Genomic DNA, 17607 nt, shown 5'->3' with positions numbered 1-17607 from the left:
TTAGTCCCGTGGTACCACCCTAGTTAGGACATACGTCCTCACTCAAGATCAGTTAACGCCTGATTCACGATCTCCGCTATTGAACATAAAAGTCGTTCACGGAAATACCTACGAAGTGTTCGTTCACCTAGATTCTAACGGAAATGCTTTCAGCCTGCGGCATTTCTTCTCTGGTCTTAGAATGACCTAAGCTACTATTCTCCATCAAGGGTTTTATAATATTCATTAATAATACGAATTGAGAGACAATCTGTCAACCGCTTCTTTAAAATTACTCTAATTAACTTTCAATAATCAACGTAACTGGACCATCGTTTGTAAACGACACGTCCATATGAGCACCAAAAGTGCCCGTTGCGACGTTTAAGTTATGCTCCCGTTGTAAATAGTCATTAAACTTTTCGTAAAGATCCCGCGCAACGTCTGGCTTAGCCGCTTCCATAAAGTTTGGTCGTCGACCTTTTCGCGTGTCTCCGTAAAGAGTGAACTGCGAAATCGATAGAATGGAGCCACCAGTGTCTTTAACAGATAAGTTTAGCTTGTCATCTTCGTCTTCGAATATACGAAGACCCGCAACTTTATTTGCCACGTAACGAATATCTTCTTCGGTATCAGAGTGAGTGATCCCAACTAATAGCATGAGTCCATGATCAATGGATCCGACTACATCGCCATTTACCACTACGCTCGCTTCTTTCGATCGTTGAACAACTACTTTCATCTTAAAAACAAGCTCCTTTAATGCATAATTCTACGCACAGTATAAATATCTGAAATCTGCTTAATTCGGTCAACCACTCGTTGCAAGTGACCGATGTTTTGAATCGAAATCGTCATATTAATCGTCGCCATTTTGTTTTTATCCGACCGACCTGAAACAGCATTAATATTTGTTTTCGTTTCTGCTACCGCCTGTAACACATCGTTTAAAAGCGATCTTCTATCATAACCGGATATTTCAATATCGACCTGATAGCTCTTCGGCTTTTGCACTTCTTTTTCCCACTCAACAGGCAATAATCTAGCCTGCACGTCTTCCTGGTTCACATTTGGACAGTCTGAGCGGTGAATGGAGACGCCGCGACCCTTTGTGATATAACCAACAATATCATCGCCAGGGACTGGATTACAGCAGCGCGAGAGACGGATTAGAAGGTTGTCCACTCCTTTTACCGTTACTCCAGTACTAGCTTTTCCACTTGGACGGTGCTGTGGCTTTTCATCAATTTGTTCTTTTAGCGACTGAATATCCTGCTCTTCATCTAGTTTTTTACGGATCGTGTCCGTAAGCCTTGTTACAATTTGAGCTGCAGTGATACCTTGATAGCCAACAGCTGCATACATATCTTCGTCGCTCGTAAAGTTAAATTTTTCGGAGACGCGCTCAATATTCTCCGTCGTTAAAACTTCTTTCGGCTTAAAGCCTTTTTTCTCTATTTCTTTCTCGACTAAGTCGCGACCTTTTTCTACATTTTCTTCACGACGCTCTTTTTTGAACCATTGGCGAATCTTATTTTTAGCGTGGGAGCTTTGCGTAATTTTTATCCAGTCTTGACTCGGACCATACGAGTGCTTAGACGTTAAAATTTCAACGATATCGCCTGTTTTAAGCTGATGATCTAGTGGCACCATTTTGCCGTTGACCTTCGCGCCAATACAGCGATTTCCTACCTCCGTGTGAATCCGATAGGCATAATCTAATGGCACAGACCCCTTCGGTAGCTCCATGACATCCCCTTTTGGAGAAAAGACGAATACCATGTCCGAAAATAAATCAATTTTAAGAGATTCCATAAATTCCTGAGCGTCATTTGTGTTGTTTTGCCACTCAATAATTTCACGGAACCAAGACATCTTGTCCTCTAAGGTTTCCGCATCTGCAACCGTCTTACCTTCTTTATACGCCCAGTGCGCTGCTACCCCGAATTCCGCTACTCGGTGCATTTCCTCCGAGCGAATTTGCACCTCTAAAGGATCCCCTTTAGGACCAATTACAGTCGTATGAAGAGACTGATACATATTTGCCTTAGGCATGGCGATATAATCCTTAAATCGACCAGGCATAGGCTTCCACTGCGTATGAATTGTACCTAAAACGGCATAGCAATCCTTAATACTCTTCACAATAATTCGTACGGCTAAAAGGTCGTAGATTTCATTAAATTGCTTATTTTGTAGCACCATTTTGCGATAGATGCTGTAAATATGCTTTGCTCGTCCTTTAATCTCTGCTTCAATTTGCATGCCATCAAGGCGGTCGACAATCAGGGATTTGACTTCATCAATATAGCTTTCTCTCTCCGCGCGTTTTTTCTTCATTAAGTTAACAATACGATAATACTGTTGCGGATTAAGATAGCGTAATGACGTGTCCTCAAGCTCCCATTTGATTGTGGAGATACCTAGTCTATGAGCGAGCGGCGCAAAGATTTCTAATGTTTCATTTGCAATTCTTCGCTGCTTTTCAGGCGGAAGGTGCTTAAGCGTACGCATATTATGGAGACGGTCCGCAAGCTTGATCAGAATAACTCGAATATCTTTCGCCATCGCAACAAACATCTTACGATGGTTTTCAGCCTGTTGCTCTTCTTTAGACTTATATTTTATTTTTCCGAGCTTCGTTACGCCGTCGACGAGCATCGCAACCTCTGCCCCAAAATCTTTTTCAAGATCGGCAAGGGTCACGTCCGTGTCTTCCACGACGTCGTGCAAAAATGCTGCTGCAATTGTGTTTGGATCCAAACCCAACTCCACGAGAATTCCAGCTACTTGTACGGGATGCCAAATATACGGCTCTCCAGAACGACGGTATTGCTCACGATGAGCATACTCTGCCGCTTCGTACGCCTTGCGTAAAAACGCTACGTCCTTCTCGGATAAATATTCTCCTGCTTTTTCAAGAACTTGCTCACTAGTCATCGGATCACCTTAATTTATCTCAAATTATTATGAAGCCTTGCATATATGAAAATATTGTCGAATAAAAAACAAAAAAAAGACCGAACTCGTCGGAAATCTGGAACAGTTTATAGTAACTCCTATCTTAGCACGAATACAAAGAAAAAACACCAACCTATATTACGTTAGGATAAGATACCTATTTGATTGAATCGAGAGAACGTAATTTGTTGGTTTTCAACTGCCCGCTTTGAGTCTGTTAGCTTTTGGGTTTGTTCCTCCTGTGACTTCGTTTGCTCCCCTAATCATCTCGCTTGTTTCTCTTCGGATCTTGTTTGTCCTCCCAATATTTAAGGGGCGCTGCATCACTTCAACCTTCTTACGCAAACCTTTCATATTCCTTTGCGTCAAGTGAAGCCTCGTATGCATCAAACTAAGGATGAGTTGCTTCAGATTGACAGTCGTTTGCGTCAAGCACCTTCCTTTAATTCACGGAGCGTTTCGTTTACGTCTTTAACTCTAAACGTATAAAAAGCTAGCTAACTGAACTGCCAGTAGATGAATTAAAACTCCCCATAAACAAAAAAGTATCAAAAGAAAAAGAGATTTTATCATTTTCTAAAAGCAAAAAAAAGAGACCCATAATTGAGTCTCTCAAACGTATCTTTTAGTATGTCATTAATGTGAACACTTCGTAATCATCTAAGCGATCGCGTCCGTCTAAGTAGCTTAGCTCAATCATGAAGGCAATTCCTACAACTACTCCACCAAGCTCTTCTACCATTCTGATCGTTGCTTCGATCGTTCCTCCAGTAGCTAATAGGTCATCCGTGATAAGTACACGTTGACCAGGCTTGATCGAATCCTTGTGGATATTTAAAGAATCCTTCCCGTACTCAAGACCGTAGTCTACTTCAAGGACTGGACGTGGAAGCTTTCCAGCTTTACGGACAGGTACAAAACCTAAACCTAGTGAATAAGCGATTGGACAACCAACAACAAAGCCGCGTGCCTCTGGTCCAACAACTACGTCGATTTCTTTGTTTTTAGCAAAGTCTGCCATTTGATCAATAGCCTTTTTGTACGCTTCGCCGTCTTCCATTAATGTCGTAATATCCTTAAAGCGAATACCTTCCTTTGGGAAATCCTCTACTACCGTTACATATTGCTTAAAATCCATGTTTTTGCTCCTCCTAATGTGCGCTACCTAGACGGACTTCAGTCCGCCAGCTATCGAACGTTTTCTTCAAATCTTGATATGATGAATAAATCAGCTTCTCCTGCATCTCGCTCTTTTGCAGGTGCTTTTTATACGTAGTCGATGCCGTTAAATCTCGTTTTTGAGGCTCGTCCAATAACTCAACGACACCATTTTCTATCTTAACAAATTCTAGCTCAGAAAACACCTGACAGATGAATGAAATTGTACGTTCGCTCCATCCTTTATGTTTAGCTAGGTCTTTTCCATGCTTATTCAAATCTAATTGCTTCCTTTTTTTCATAAAAGCGTAAAACCATTTGAACTGGTCTCTTGACGGAACAGACGTAAAGAAGTATTCCGCATCATGAGCAAAAACGACGAAGAGTCGTTCTAATGATTCGTTTTGACTCAGGAACTCTTCTAGTTCTTCGAACGTCTGAGGTAAATCGAGTAATAAAACAGAAGAAGCATTCATTGCTTCCGATTTATCTCGTGCTCTCCATCCATCTGGGAGAGCATAGTGTCCCTCCTGGAATTGGACCACCTTCACGTCTTCAGAGTCCGGAATCGAGATACTTTTCAACCGATTTTCGTCCCCGCGTAGATCAAACAGTTGCCAGTCAGATACTTTAACGTCCTCCAGCATAAGCTGAGGTTTGACGGAGCCGTTCCACTCGTTGAGGGATAGCTTCCCGACAGCAGACAGGGGTGCGATCGGTGAGATACGCTCATATAGCTCGCCCATTTGGAATCCAATAGCATCGAGCATTGAACCGTCTTGCACGAGCGAAAATTTGATGTGATCAGATGTCGCACCTATTCGCTTCATCCGTTCAACGTTAGCCTCTTTGACATACACTTTAGGTGCGGGATTCCCCACGCCAAAAGGTGCCATCTGCTTTAAGTCTTTAATAGCCTCAACTGTCACTTCATCTACTTGAACGGGTAAATCAACATGAAGCTTTCGCACCCAATCATCATCCGTTAATGTTGTATCTGCAATCTCGATGAGCCTTTTATGCACCTCATCCACATCCTGCAACTTCATCGTTAGACCAGCCGCCATCGGATGTCCGCCAAAGTGGGGCAACAGTTCACGCATTTGCGAGAGGGAATGAAACATATCAAAGCCTTCAATACTTCTTGCTGAACCCTTGGCTAACCCTTTTTCAAGATCATGACTCATCACAATCGTTGGTCGGTAATATTTCTCCACAAGACGACTTGCAACAATACCGATAACGCCAGCGTTCCAGCCTTCTTTTCCTACAATAATGACGGAAGGCACACCTTGCGCCTCGACCATCGCAATGGCTTCCTCTGAAATGTCTTTGACGATCTTTTGTCGCTCTTTATTTAAATCATCCACGAGCGTCGCTAAATCCTCGGCTTCATATGCGTCCTCTGATAATAATAGCTCCACTGCAGGATCAGCGCTATCTAACCGACCCGCTGCATTAAGTCGCGGTCCGATCATAAACCCAACCGTCTCTTCGTCTAGCTCATCGATTGATGCGGAGGCTTTGGTGAGTAGCGCTCTTAGCCCAGGTCGTAGTTGCTGACGCATTCGCTTCAATCCCATTTTAGCTAAGAAACGATTTTCGTCCTCCAAAGGCACAAGGTCTGCGATCGTCCCAATTGCCACGAGATCATAAAACTCCTCCGGCACACGCCCCATCAGCGCATGCGCTAGTTTAAACGTGACCCCTACACCTGCTAGGTTAGGAAATGGGTAGGAACAGTCCTCCTGTTTAGGATTGATGACCGCATAGCCATCCGGAATTGTCGGAGGTGGCTCATGATGATCCGTGATAATAAAGTCGATGCCAAGCTCTTTTGCAACATCTGCCTCATGAACGGCTGATATACCTGTGTCGACAGAAATGATAAGAGAAACGCCTTCTTCCTTCGCATGACGGAAAGCAGGCTCATTCGGTCCATATCCTTCCGTAAAGCGGTTAGGTATGTAAAAAGAGACGTTTGCTTGAAGCTCTCTTAGTGTTAAATATAGTACGGACGTGCTTGTAACACCATCGGCATCGTAATCACCAAATATCAAGATACGCTCATCACCTTCAATCGCGGTGTGGATGCGATCTACAGCACGACGCATATCCTTTAATTCAAATGGATCGTGAAGTAATCGTTCATCTATATCGAGGAATGCACGCGCATCCTCAAGTTGTCCTTTATTTCGTTGCACAAGAAAACGAGCTGCAATCATAGACAGCCCTGTATTAGCAGACAGCTCAGTCACCTGCTCTTCATCTGGTTCGTTTACTATCCAATTTGCTCTCGAACGAAGCATAGTCAATCACCCCTGACTTTCTACATTATACAGAAGGAGCTAGAAGGTGACAACGAACAAAAGAGCTAAATCTGGGTTGGGTATGTGGGTGGATCGTATGGTGACCGTGCGGAATTTGGTAGTTCGTGCGATTTTTCAATGTGCGCAGTCGAGGCTTTTTTCGAGCGGTTCACCCTGATTTTCGCGCGGTTGACCCTTCAACTTGGGCGATTATTTCTACTTACGCAGTCGTGCCCTTTTTTCACGCGATTCACCTCTACTTTCACGCGGTTGACCCTTCAACTTGCGCAGTTCACACCTTAACTTGCGCGGTTTTTTTCTACCTACGCAGTTACGCCCTTTTTTCACGCGATTCACCTCTACTTTCGCGCAGTCGGCCCTTCAACTTGCGCAGTTCGCACCCCAACTTGCGCGGTTTTTTTCTACTTACGCAGTCACGCCACTTTTTCGCGCGATTCACCTCTACTTTCACGCGGTTGACCCTTCAACTCGCGCAGTTCGCACCCCAACTTGCGCGATTTTTTTCTCCTTACGCAGTCACGCCGCTTTTTCGCGCGGTTCCTCCTTCTTTTTAAGCAATTCGCTTCTATTCTCGCGCAGTCCACCTCGCAACTTGCGCAGTTTCTCCACACCGTAGGCCTGGCACCTCTACTTATCCTTTTCACGAGACACAAAAAACCACCTCTGCATAAACAAAAGTGGCTCGCAATGCTACATGATTATAATGGCTTTTTCGTCTCTGCTAACGGATCATTCTTTTGATCATCGACAGATTTTTTACTTCTTTTTTTCGAGTCGTCAGGTTTAGATGCTGCCACCTGCTCCGCTTTTAGTCGCTTAATTTCCGATTGGAGGAGATAGATACGATACATACCTACGCTTCCTACAATAAGTCCACCTAGTAATACGGATCCTAGAATGACTAATACTAACGGCCATTCGCTTGTGCCAAACGCATAGTTAACTGGCACTGGATCAACATTAATGACGGCAAAAATAGCGATGATAAGTACAATTATTAATCCTGTTATTAATCCCCATTGACCTTTCATTCCTCGTCCACCTCATTCTCTGAATATGGATTGATATGGACACGTACGTCTTGTACGTAGCCCTCTTCCATGAGCGCTCTTTTGACTGCTTTCCCTATTGCGTGACCTTGCTCAACTGTAATGTACGGATCAACTGCCACTTTAATGTCTACAATCACGTAGTGTCCATGCTCGCGGGCTAACAGTTCGTTAATTGTCTTGACACCAGGGACTTTTTGCACAATCTTAAGCAGACGCTCTGATTCATCATCGTGCAAGACGTGATCCAGTGTATTGTGGATCGCCTCCGCGCCTAAGCTCCACCCCATTTTCATAATAAGCAGAGAGACGAATAAGCCAGCTAGTGGATCCATATAAGCAAACCAGTCGTAGCCAAGATTTGTACCGATAATCGCAGCGCCAATACCGACCAACGCCGCAAGTGAGGAGAACACGTCAGAGCGGTGATGCCACGCATCTGTAATGATGGCATCACTTCTATATTTTTTACCCAAATTTATCTTATATCGAAACATTAATTCTTTTACGACGATCGAAAAAATGACGGCGTAAATCGCAATGGTGCCTGGTACAGCCACCGGTTCAAAAAACGATGAGATTGCATCGATGGCGATTTCAATCCCAACGACAAATAAAAGTACCGATACAATAATAGCTGTAACGGTTTCTGCTTTCCCATGACCATAAGGGTGATCCTCATCCGGTGGGCGCTTTGCCGCTCTTATACCAATTAACACTGCAACGGACCCTACTACGTCGGACGCAGAGTGGACCGCGTCCGCTACTAACGCACGACTATCAGCAATTATGCCTACTGCACCTTTTATAATGGCTAAAATAATATTCCCAATAATCCCGATCCAAGCACCTTGCTGGACCTTTTTATAGCGAATAGCATCCTGTGATTCTGTCATAGGCTCACCCTCTCCTACGTTTACGAGCTCTTTTTCACTATTGTCTAATCATACTCTTTTTATACTAAGAGTGCTACGACCTTTCTTTTGAGCCAAAAAATAGCGCCACGACGTCAAAGTCGTGGCACCAATCCTTTATGCTTCTGAAGGTTGTTCTTGCTCTTCTAGCTTCTTTTGCTCTCTCTTTTTCACTTGTCTGTTTTTCATTTCAAGCCAAAGCTGGGATGCAATAAAGAGCGACGAATACGTACCAGCTAATAAACCGACGACTAATGCGATAGAGAAAACACGTAAGCCTTCGCCACCGAATACTACGAGTGCTGCTGCTGCAAACACAACGGTTAATACGGTGTTAATAGAACGAGCCAGCGTTTGAATTAAACTCTTGTTTACGACATCTGCTAAATCTTTAAACTTCGATACCTTCTTTTCTAACGCCAAATTCTCACGAATACGGTCGAAGGTTACGATCGTATCGTTGATCGAATACCCGACAATCGTCAGGACGGCCGCAATGAACGGCACGTTAACCTCAAGCTGCGTCATACTGAAGAAAATAAGGATGAACAGCGCATCGTGGGCAAGTGCTGCGACCGCCGCTAGCGCGTATAAGAATTCGAATCGAATTGTTACGTAAATGATAATCCCCACAGCAGCGATTAACACGGAGATGATGGCGTTACGAGCAAGCTCTTCTCCGACAATCGGTGTGACGGTACTCACATTTGGAGTAGAGCCGTAAAGCTCTTCAAAGTAGTTTTGAATCTCCAATGTTTGCTGCTGATTTAAATCTCCGATAAATTGGACGCGCCCCGTATCACTCGCGTCACCAACAATGGTGATCTCATCAGGTGTATAGCCGATTTCTTCAAACTGCGAGTTGATTTCAGCCGCCGAAATATTGTCTTCCGCTAAAACGTCAATCGTTGTACCTGCGCGGAAGTCAATGCCTAAATTTAGTCCGAGTGTTGCTAGCAGGATAATTCCGATCAATAAAAACGATCCGGAAAAGATAAAGAACTTTTTACGATGCTTTACAAAATCAATCCTACTAGTCTCAAAATCAAAGTTCATTTATTTCACGCTCCTTCACACCGAACAAGCGAGGCTTTTTATTAAGCGCTCGGCTGTTAACCCATAGTCCTAACAATAATCTAGAAGCAAACACAGCTGTTAGGAAGCTTGTCAGGATGCTTACGATAAGCATGACGGCAAAGCCTTGAACCGCGCTCGTACCAAAGTAGAAGAGCACCCCTGCCGCAAGAATCGTTGTAATATTGGCATCTAAGATCGTTGATAGTGAGCGACGACTACCAGCACGGAACGCGCTCATCGTCGATTTACCAGATCGAACCTCGTCTTTAATACGTTCAAATGTAATGATATTCGCATCTACTGCCATACCAACCCCTAAAATAAGGGCTGCAATACCTGGAAGCGTTAAGACCGCGTTCATCCAGTTGAAGACAACAAGTACAACATAAATGTACATGGATAACGTAATAATCGCGACAGCTCCTAGGAAGCGATAGTATACAAGCATATATGCAAAGATGAGAGCTATACCGATGAACCCTGCATTTACTGCAAGCTCTAGCGAACGCTCACCAAGAGATGCACCTACGGAGTTAGCAGAGAGCTCCACTAATTCAACAGGAAGGGCACCAGCGTTTAAGATACCTGCTAAGTTCTGTGCTTCTTCCACGGTAAAACTACCGCTGATCATAATGTCACTACTTTGGATTGTCTCGTTCACCGAAGGCGCACTCACAATCTTTGAGTCTTCCTTCATCATTTCTTCGCTGAACGTATCACCTTCTTCGTAGTCTAACCAAATCGCAAGAAGGTTCTCACCAATTGGACGTTGACGAATTTCAGATGTGATTTCACCAAACAAGCTTCCGTCACGTACCTGCACTAATACAACCGGTTGGTTCGTGTTAGGATCAAAGCTTTGTCTTGCTCCACCCTCTACTAGGTCTCCACCGTCTAGATAAAGCTCATCGTCAACATCTCGGATGGAGAGTTGCGCCTGTGTAGATAGTAGTTCACGTGCCTGGTTTTGATCCTCGACACCAGGGAGTTGCACACGAATACGATCGTCTCCTTCGATAGATACGACTGGTTCGGATACGCCAAGCACGTCAATTCTCGCTATTAAAGAGGCTACCGTATCGGATAATACCTCCTCATTTATTTCCATTCCATCACTCAAGGATTCTGCTTCATAAAGTACTTCAAAGCCACCCTGTAGATCTAGTCCCAAGCTAATATCCTCTACGTTGTCCATGACATTCGTTGCGATCAGCGCACCAAAAGCTACGACGATCACAAAAAAGAGGGCAATAAACCCTTTTCGGACACCTTTACGCTTTGCCATGTATGTCTGTTCCTCCTTCAATGTCCCCTATCCGTACTATGTAGGAACTCCTTCAAACCAATAGTCCTATTATAGCGATAGACAAAAAATCCTGTCAATGATCTGCCAAAAAATTATTCTGTTTCTTTCGTTGCAAAAAAATTGAAATCGTCTTTATAAGCCCCGATTGTCATCTGAGTCATGTAATCATTCGGCTTTAAGCCTAGTAGTAGCGACGTAATCTGGTGTAGCCTTAGAGATTCTGGTACCACCTTTTGTCGTGTCATTTTTGTGACAAAGCTCGTCCAAACTTCGTCTTTCGATACTGTGTTATAACCAAGAAGCTGAAACTCCTCCCACTTACTATCAAGAACAGGTTCGAGCTCTTGCCTCCAATCATTCCAAGTTAGCATCTGAACTAGCCCCCCTTTACCCTATTTTCGACCAAGACCGAACGCAAGCCCGGCTCCCAGTAAAAATGACAGTATGCTTAACACGATGCTGCCTTGACCAAAGCCTGGGAAAACAACAAAGATTGATCCTATTAACAATCCGACAACCACGGCATACGTGTAGCTCGGATAATGCTTAAACAAATAGCGTATTGCCTTACTGCTGATAACAAATCCAAGTACAACTCCAGATCCAACTAGAAAAATAACTGGAAAGTTTGGAGAAGTAATGGACAAGGCATCAATGGCCGTTGCATATACTCCAAATAGTAGAAGGATTAACGAACCGCTGATCCCAGGAAGTAGCATCGCCATACTTGCCATCCAGCCAGCAAAAAACAACAAAACCATTGTTCCCATCGATAAATCCGTGATGAGCGCACCAGTGTCTTCTCTCACAAACGCCGTTAGTGCTACCGCAACTGCTGCAACGGTAATCAAGACAAAGTGAACGGCATTAAAGGACTTTTTACTATCAGCTAACACTAAAATCACTGGGATAACTCCGATAACTAAGCCAGTGAAAAAGAAAAAGGTTGGCTGACTATAATTTGCTAATAGAAATCTAATGACGCTAGAAAATAGTACGAGCGCGCCTGCAATTCCTATACCGAGTGGCACTAAAAAGCCGAGATGTTTTTTCCAATCCTTGCTAAAGAACCCGTTAATAGAGTGAATAAGCTCCTGATAAATCCCTAAGATGACAGCCATTGTCCCACCGCTGACACCGGGAATTAAGTCCGCAATCCCCATTACAAGACCGCGATAAATATTTTTCCAATGCACGTTCAAAACTCCTTCGTCGCCAAAATAAGCATGTTTTAATCCTCTTTAAGCATATACATTCTACACAAAAAAATCTATCTATTTCAAAAAATGAAAGCAGGAATTAGGATGACTAAACAAAGTTTTATAAAAGGAGCACTCATATTAGTACTTGCTGGCTTCCTTACCCGCTTTTTAGGCTTTATCAATAAAATGATCGTAGCTCGAGTTCTAGGAGCAGAAGGTGTAGGTCTTTACATGATGGCTGTTCCTACACTTTTGCTCGTGCTAACACTCACTCAGCTCGGTCTACCAATTGCGGTTAGTAAGCTAATCGCAGAGGCCGAGGCTCGCCACGCCTATGATGAAAGGCGACGCATTTTACAAACAGCACTTCTCATCACGACATCAGCAAGTATTGTCCTCTCGATCCTGACATTCTTCGTTGCACCAATACTTGCAAGTACGTTTTTAACAGACGAGCGCGCGCTTTATCCATTACTCGCTATCATTCCTGTTATCCCAATTGTAGCGGTCTCCTCCGTGCTCCGTGGCTATTTTCAAGGCAGGCAAAACATGGTACCAACAGCTGTGTCATCTGTAGTGGAGCAAGTTGTGCGCATCACGTGCGTGGCGTTACTTACCACGATTTTTCTGCCCTATGGTATTGAATACGCTGCAGCAGGCGCTATGGTTTCCGTTATTTTAGGAGAAGCGTTTTCACTCATCTATCTTCTCTTGCAGTTTCGCAAAAGTAAACGCGTCTCTGCAAAGCCATCGAAGCAGGCATTTCAGCGACTGATGAAAATAGGAATGCCGACAACAGGAAGTAGATTTATTGGCTCTATATCGCTTTTTTTTGAGCCTATACTTGTGGCTCAATGTCTTGCTATGTATGGAATAACAGCAACAGCAGGAACCATGCTTTATGGAGAACTGACAGGGTTTGCGATTCCAATGATCCTCCTTCCAACTTTTTTAACGTTTGCCCTATCAACGTCCCTTGTCCCATTTGTCAGTGAAGCGCACTCACGCAATGATCTCACCGCCATTCATTACCGAATTCATCAAGTTATTAAATATTCGATGCTATCCGGTGGAATCTCTGCTATTTGCCTATTCTTTTTTGCGGATGAAATTATGGGGGCGGTCTACCATGCACCAGAAACAGGCGTTTACTTGAGTCTTCTTGCACCATTTAGTGTCATTCTCTATGTGCAAGGTCCGTTACAGGCAGTTTTACAGGCAATTGATTCAGCAAAGCAGGCGATGGTTAATAGTCTTATTGGAGCGGTTGTAAAGCTGTCGGCCATCTATGTCCTTACTGCATCGTTTGGGATTATGGGTACAGCTGTTGCAATTATTATTGGATTTATCGTCGTCACATGTTTACACGTTATTTCTGTCGCAACCTCCATTGGTTGGGCAAGTGATCGCCGTTTTATTCAAAAAATCATTCTCTTGTTTACTATTACAACGGTCTTTGCTTGGTGGACAAGCTCTTACGTTTATTCCACGCTGACTATGTTTGTTGCTATATTCGCTATCTCCTGTATCTATGTTATTGGTATCTTTCTTCTTAGACTAGTGGAAAAACGGGAGCTAAAGCGTTTTAGCTAGTCCGTTAAATCGATATACAAATCATCACCGCGATCTAACGTACAAAAGGAGATGGCTGCAACATCTGTAAATCCTCTCTTTTTTAACTCAGCTAACAGCCAGCTTTCGTCTCTACCTAACTGCTCTAAATGATCATGCTGGATCCGGCCATCCATAATAAAAGGGAGCATCATCGTTGCTGGATGCTCCTGCTTACGTATAACAGACAGCTGGCCAGAAGGCTCTAGAATAGCAAAATCGACATCTGACATAAAGCAGATGTCTTTTTGACGTAGCTGGAGGAGAAGATCATCAAAATTATAGCGCTGTCGCCTCATTTCGCCCTCATCAATTTTACCGTTTTTAATAATGACAGACGGACTTCCGTCTACTACTTTACGAAAGGCCTGACTTTTTAGTGCCCCATAGGCTAACACCATTTGAATAAATACAAGAAGAAATAGGGGAACGAGATGATGTGCTAAAGGGTCTCGAAAATTCTCAATTGCAATAGCGGCTAATTCTGCAATCATTAATGAAATCACAAAATCAACGACAGATAGCTGACCTATCTCTCGCTTCCCCATGATGCGGAATACGAGTAATATAACGAGATACACGAGTACAGTTCGTAAAATAATTGTCATCATAGTGCCACACCTCCGCCACTATTTTCTCCCGAAGAAGAGAGAAGTATGCGAAGGTGTGATTAAAGATACGTAAAATAGCGAAGGTATAGATAGATCGTAGAGACAACAAACGAAATGATGACTGTCGGTAACCCAACCTTCAAAAAATCGACGTAATTAAATGGCTGCTTTGCTTTCACTGCAAGGCCTGCTACAACGACATTTGCGCTAGCTCCTACGATTGTGCCATTTCCGCCAAGACATGCACCTAACGCAAGTGCCCACCACAATGGGTCCATATTTTGCACACCGTAGCTTTCGAATTCAAGCATAACTGGAATCATGGCCGCAACAAAAGGAATATTATCAACAAAACCTGACACAATCCCAGATACCCATAATACTAATAAAGCTGTTGTAGAAAGATTACCGTCTGTAACAGACATGATGGCTTGAGCGATGTGATCCAATAATCCGATCTCCTCTAATCCCCCAACGAGCATAAATAATCCGATAAAGAAAAAAATCGTTACCCACTCTACTGACTGAAGGACCTCCTCTGTCTCATGCTCATTTGCAGCAAGTAGCATCAGGAGGAGTGCTCCTGCCATGGCAATACTCGTAATTCCTACTTGCAGATAGGACTGCGCGATAAATCCTAATGTTGTTATGACAAGCACAAAAATGGATTTGTACGCAAGGACCTTATTAACAATGAAAGATCTAGGGGAGATTGCCATGAGTGATCTGCTTTGATCAGCTCTTACAGAAAGCTTAGAACGGTAGAGAAACACAATTCCAGTCATCACTAAAAAATATATTATAGCTACAACAGGTCCTAAGTGAATAAGGAAGGAATTAAATGTAAAATGATCCACTGCCTGACTGATCATCACATTTGGTGGATCTCCTATGAGCGTTGCTGTTCCTCCTATATTCGCTGCTAGAATGGTTGCCATTAAATAAGGAATAGCGGAAATCTGTAGAATTGAGGTGATGGTAAAAATAATAGGTACTATCAGAAGTACCGTCGTAACATTATTTAATAACGCAGATCCGCAGGCTGTGAGTGACGCAATAACGACTAGTAGCGGAATTGGTCTGCCTTTTACAGCTTGAGCCAGATAAATAGCTAGATATTCAAATATCCCACTTCTACTCGTAATAGACACCAGTATCATCATAGAAAGAAGAAGTGTAACGGTGTGCCAGTCAATATACATCAGAAGTGCTTGATCAAACGTAATGACACCACATAATAGCATCAAAACGCCGCCTATACAGGCTACAAGCGCCCTGTTCCCTTTTTCAGTAATAATAAAGAAGTAACTGATAATAAAGATGATACTAGCTAAAAACACGTTCAAGTGACCCCCTCCTTGCCACCATACTTATGAGTTTGCTTGTCCAAACATGCTAAACGAAGGGACATATCTACATCAGACAAGTCATAAACTCACACTATCAGGATTGGAGGGATTGATGTGTCGTTATTTAAGAGTGCTAGTACAGGAATGTTCGTAACATTTATCTTTATACTCCTCACAAGTTTTATTAGCGCTATCATCTTAAAGCTTACTGCCATGCCGGAAATAAGGTTAACTACGGCTTTAGTATGCACTGCAGGATTATCTATCTTTATTGGGGGGCTCGTAGCTGGTAGCAAAAACGGACAAAATGGTTGGTTAGTTGGTGCCTTAACTGCAATTATGTATACGTGTAGCGTGGTGCTGATCCAATTGTTTCTCTTTCAAACGATTCTGTCCGTTAGTCAGCTAGTATTGCACAGCATCTTTTTCTTATTGGCGGCTTTAGGTGGGATGATTGGAGTTAATATTGGCTCAGGAACAAAACAAGCATAAAAAAAGAGCCTTGCTAAAAGCAAGAGCCCTTCTCTTATTTAGTCAGCGTTACGTACTTCACGTATTGCTTGACGATCAAACGTTAGCTTGTTTGTACCATCAACGTTGATGACAACACGTCCTTCGTCAATCGCGTCAATCGTACCGTGCATCCCGCCAATCGTAACAATCTTATCACCCTTCTGTAGGGAATCGTGCATTTCACGAACCTTTTTCTGTCGCTTTTGTTGCGGACGAATCAAAAGGAAGTAGAAAATCGCAAACATAAGAATTAACGGTAATAAAGTCATTAATAGCTCCATTGTAACAACTCCTTTCTCAGCCAAAACACTCTTATCAATGAGAATGTTCCTATAATAATCATATCCATTACTATTTTAGTCAAACTTACTACGTAAAATCAATGAAAACGTAATAAACATTAAAAATTCTTTGCATTTGGCTTATTAAATCCATATGCTTCAAAGAACTCTTCGCGGAAATCGAGTAGACGATCCTGACGGATTGCCTCTCTCACTTTTTCCATTAAAGATAAAAGGAAGTGCAGGTTATGGTACGAGCACAGCCTTAACCCAAGAGTCTCATTACACTTAATTAAGTGGCGAATGTACGCGCGTGAGTAGTTTTTACATACGTGACAGTCACAGTTTTCATCAAGTGGACCGAAGTCACGCGCAAACTTTGCATTTCGCACTACTAAACGACCAGAGCTTGTCATGAGAGTACCATTTCGCGCGATGCGAGTAGGTAACACGCAGTCAAACATATCAACACCTCGAATTGCACCGTCGATGAGTGAGTCTGCGGATCCGACTCCCATTAAATATCTTGGTTTATCCGATGGTAATAAAGGAGTTGTCTCCTCTAACACTTGATTCATAATATCCTTGGGCTCCCCAACTGAAAGTCCGCCAATGGCATAGCCAGGGAAATCTAACGATACGAGATCCTTTGCACTTTGCTTTCTAAGATCTGCGTATTCTCCGCCTTGGACAATACCAAACAAACCCTGGTCCTGAGGTCTAGCGTGCGCTTCTAAACAACGCTCCGCCCATCTGCTAGTTCGTTCCACAGATGCCTTCATATATGAATGCTCGGCTGGAAATGGTGGGCACTCATCAAAAGCCATCATGATATCGGGACCTAAATCGTTTTGTACGTGCATCGATTTTTCTGGAGTAAGGAAGAGCTTCTCTCCGCTTAGGTGGTTACGGAACTCTACGCCTTCCTCCGTAATGTTACGAAGAGCACTTAAGCTAAATACTTGAAAGCCCCCAGAATCTGTTAATATTGGGCGATCCCAATTCATGAATTTGTGCAATCCACCAGCTTCTTTTACAATATCAGACCCTGGTCGGAGCCATAGGTGATAGGTGTTACTTAAAATAATTTGCGCATTCATCTGCTTTAGCTCTTCAGGCGCCATTGTCTTAACCGTAGCAAGCGTTCCTACTGGCATGAAGATTGGTGTCTCAAACGATCCGTGAGGAGTATGAACGATTCCAAGACGAGCTCCTGACTGTTTACACGTTTTAATGTGCTCGTACGTTATTGCTGACATGTACTTC

The 17607-nt window shown here is 43.2% G+C and carries 16 protein-coding genes and 1 other annotated feature (1 of these 17 cut by a window edge); of the genes, 2 read left to right on the top strand and 14 right to left on the bottom strand.

The window, feature by feature from the left end:
• Nucleotides 1-217: a binding site (T-box leader), on the bottom strand (it extends 15 nt beyond the left edge of the window).
• Between the two features lie 63 nt (nt 218-280).
• The 10 genes from dtd to FLK61_RS07215 form a co-directional block, all read right to left on the bottom strand.
• On the bottom strand, nt 281-721 hold the full coding sequence (dtd, locus tag FLK61_RS07260; protein WP_176008819.1) for a D-aminoacyl-tRNA deacylase: 441 nt from the start codon (nt 719-721) through the stop codon (nt 281-283).
• A gap of 17 nt (nt 722-738) precedes the next feature.
• Nucleotides 739-2919 (bottom strand): RelA/SpoT family protein, encoded by a 2181-nt coding sequence (locus tag FLK61_RS07255; RefSeq protein ID WP_176008818.1) that lies wholly within the window; start codon nt 2917-2919, stop codon nt 739-741.
• A 646-nt stretch (nt 2920-3565) separates the two neighbouring features.
• Nucleotides 3566-4078, bottom strand: a complete 513-nt coding sequence (locus FLK61_RS07250; RefSeq protein ID WP_176008817.1) for an adenine phosphoribosyltransferase — start codon at nt 4076-4078, stop codon at nt 3566-3568.
• A 13-nt stretch (nt 4079-4091) separates the two neighbouring features.
• A complete protein-coding gene (gene recJ, locus FLK61_RS07245; protein WP_176008816.1) occupies nt 4092-6407 on the bottom strand; it encodes a single-stranded-DNA-specific exonuclease RecJ in 2316 nt (771 codons plus the stop codon).
• 719 nt (nt 6408-7126) lie between these two features.
• Nucleotides 7127-7459, bottom strand: a complete 333-nt coding sequence (locus FLK61_RS07240; RefSeq protein ID WP_176008815.1) for a LapA family protein — start codon at nt 7457-7459, stop codon at nt 7127-7129.
• A complete protein-coding gene (locus FLK61_RS07235) occupies nt 7456-8373 on the bottom strand; it encodes a cation diffusion facilitator family transporter (RefSeq protein WP_176008814.1) in 918 nt (305 codons plus the stop codon). The genes FLK61_RS07240 and FLK61_RS07235 overlap by 4 nt, the downstream gene beginning before the upstream one ends.
• 135 nt (nt 8374-8508) lie before the next feature.
• Nucleotides 8509-9447, bottom strand: a complete 939-nt coding sequence (gene secF / locus FLK61_RS07230) for a protein translocase subunit SecF (protein WP_176008813.1) — start codon at nt 9445-9447, stop codon at nt 8509-8511.
• Nucleotides 9437-10753 carry a protein translocase subunit SecD gene (gene secD, locus FLK61_RS07225; protein ID WP_176008812.1) on the bottom strand — a complete coding sequence of 439 codons (1317 nt, stop codon included), beginning with the start codon at nt 10751-10753 and terminating at the stop codon, nt 9437-9439. Before secD ends, secF begins: the two co-directional genes overlap by 11 nt.
• Before the next feature lie 113 nt (nt 10754-10866).
• Nucleotides 10867-11145, bottom strand: a complete 279-nt coding sequence (locus FLK61_RS07220) for a post-transcriptional regulator (protein ID WP_176008811.1) — start codon at nt 11143-11145, stop codon at nt 10867-10869.
• A gap of 21 nt (nt 11146-11166) precedes the next feature.
• Nucleotides 11167-11970 (bottom strand): DUF368 domain-containing protein, encoded by an 804-nt coding sequence (locus FLK61_RS07215; protein ID WP_176008810.1) that lies wholly within the window; start codon nt 11968-11970, stop codon nt 11167-11169.
• 108 nt (nt 11971-12078) lie between these two features.
• On the opposite strand from FLK61_RS07215, the gene spoVB reads away from it, so the two are divergent.
• A complete protein-coding gene (gene spoVB, locus FLK61_RS07210) occupies nt 12079-13569 on the top strand; it encodes a stage V sporulation protein B (protein ID WP_176008809.1) in 1491 nt (496 codons plus the stop codon).
• Here the strand turns inward: spoVB and FLK61_RS07205 are convergent.
• Together FLK61_RS07205 and FLK61_RS07200 are read right to left on the bottom strand one after the other, a co-directional pair.
• Nucleotides 13566-14198, bottom strand: coding sequence for a DUF421 domain-containing protein (locus FLK61_RS07205; protein WP_176008808.1), 633 nt, complete (start codon nt 14196-14198; stop codon nt 13566-13568). The two genes, spoVB and FLK61_RS07205, sit on opposite strands and share 4 nt — an antisense overlap.
• A 59-nt stretch (nt 14199-14257) precedes the next feature.
• On the bottom strand, nt 14258-15538 hold the full coding sequence (locus FLK61_RS07200) for an ArsB/NhaD family transporter (RefSeq protein ID WP_347338997.1): 1281 nt from the start codon (nt 15536-15538) through the stop codon (nt 14258-14260).
• A 123-nt stretch (nt 15539-15661) separates the two neighbouring features.
• Between FLK61_RS07200 and FLK61_RS07195 the strand changes: the two genes are divergently transcribed.
• Nucleotides 15662-16039 carry a TIGR04086 family membrane protein gene (locus FLK61_RS07195; RefSeq protein WP_176008806.1) on the top strand — a complete coding sequence of 126 codons (378 nt, stop codon included), beginning with the start codon at nt 15662-15664 and terminating at the stop codon, nt 16037-16039.
• A 38-nt stretch (nt 16040-16077) separates the two neighbouring features.
• On the opposite strand, the gene yajC is transcribed toward FLK61_RS07195, so the two are convergent.
• Both yajC and tgt read right to left on the bottom strand, forming a co-directional pair.
• Complete coding sequence (yajC, locus tag FLK61_RS07190) at nt 16078-16341, bottom strand: preprotein translocase subunit YajC (RefSeq protein WP_176008805.1); 264 nt, start codon at nt 16339-16341, stop codon at nt 16078-16080.
• 119 nt (nt 16342-16460) lie between these two features.
• Complete coding sequence (gene tgt / locus FLK61_RS07185; protein WP_176008804.1) at nt 16461-17600, bottom strand: tRNA guanosine(34) transglycosylase Tgt; 1140 nt, start codon at nt 17598-17600, stop codon at nt 16461-16463.
• Nucleotides 17601-17607: the final 7 nt, after the last annotated feature.

Source organism: Paenalkalicoccus suaedae, from assembly GCF_006965545.2.
Lineage (GTDB): Bacteria > Bacillota > Bacilli > Bacillales > Salisediminibacteriaceae > Paenalkalicoccus > Paenalkalicoccus suaedae.
The sequence above is the reverse complement of the archived record's forward strand: the minus strand, read 5'-3'. Positions and strand labels throughout refer to the sequence as shown.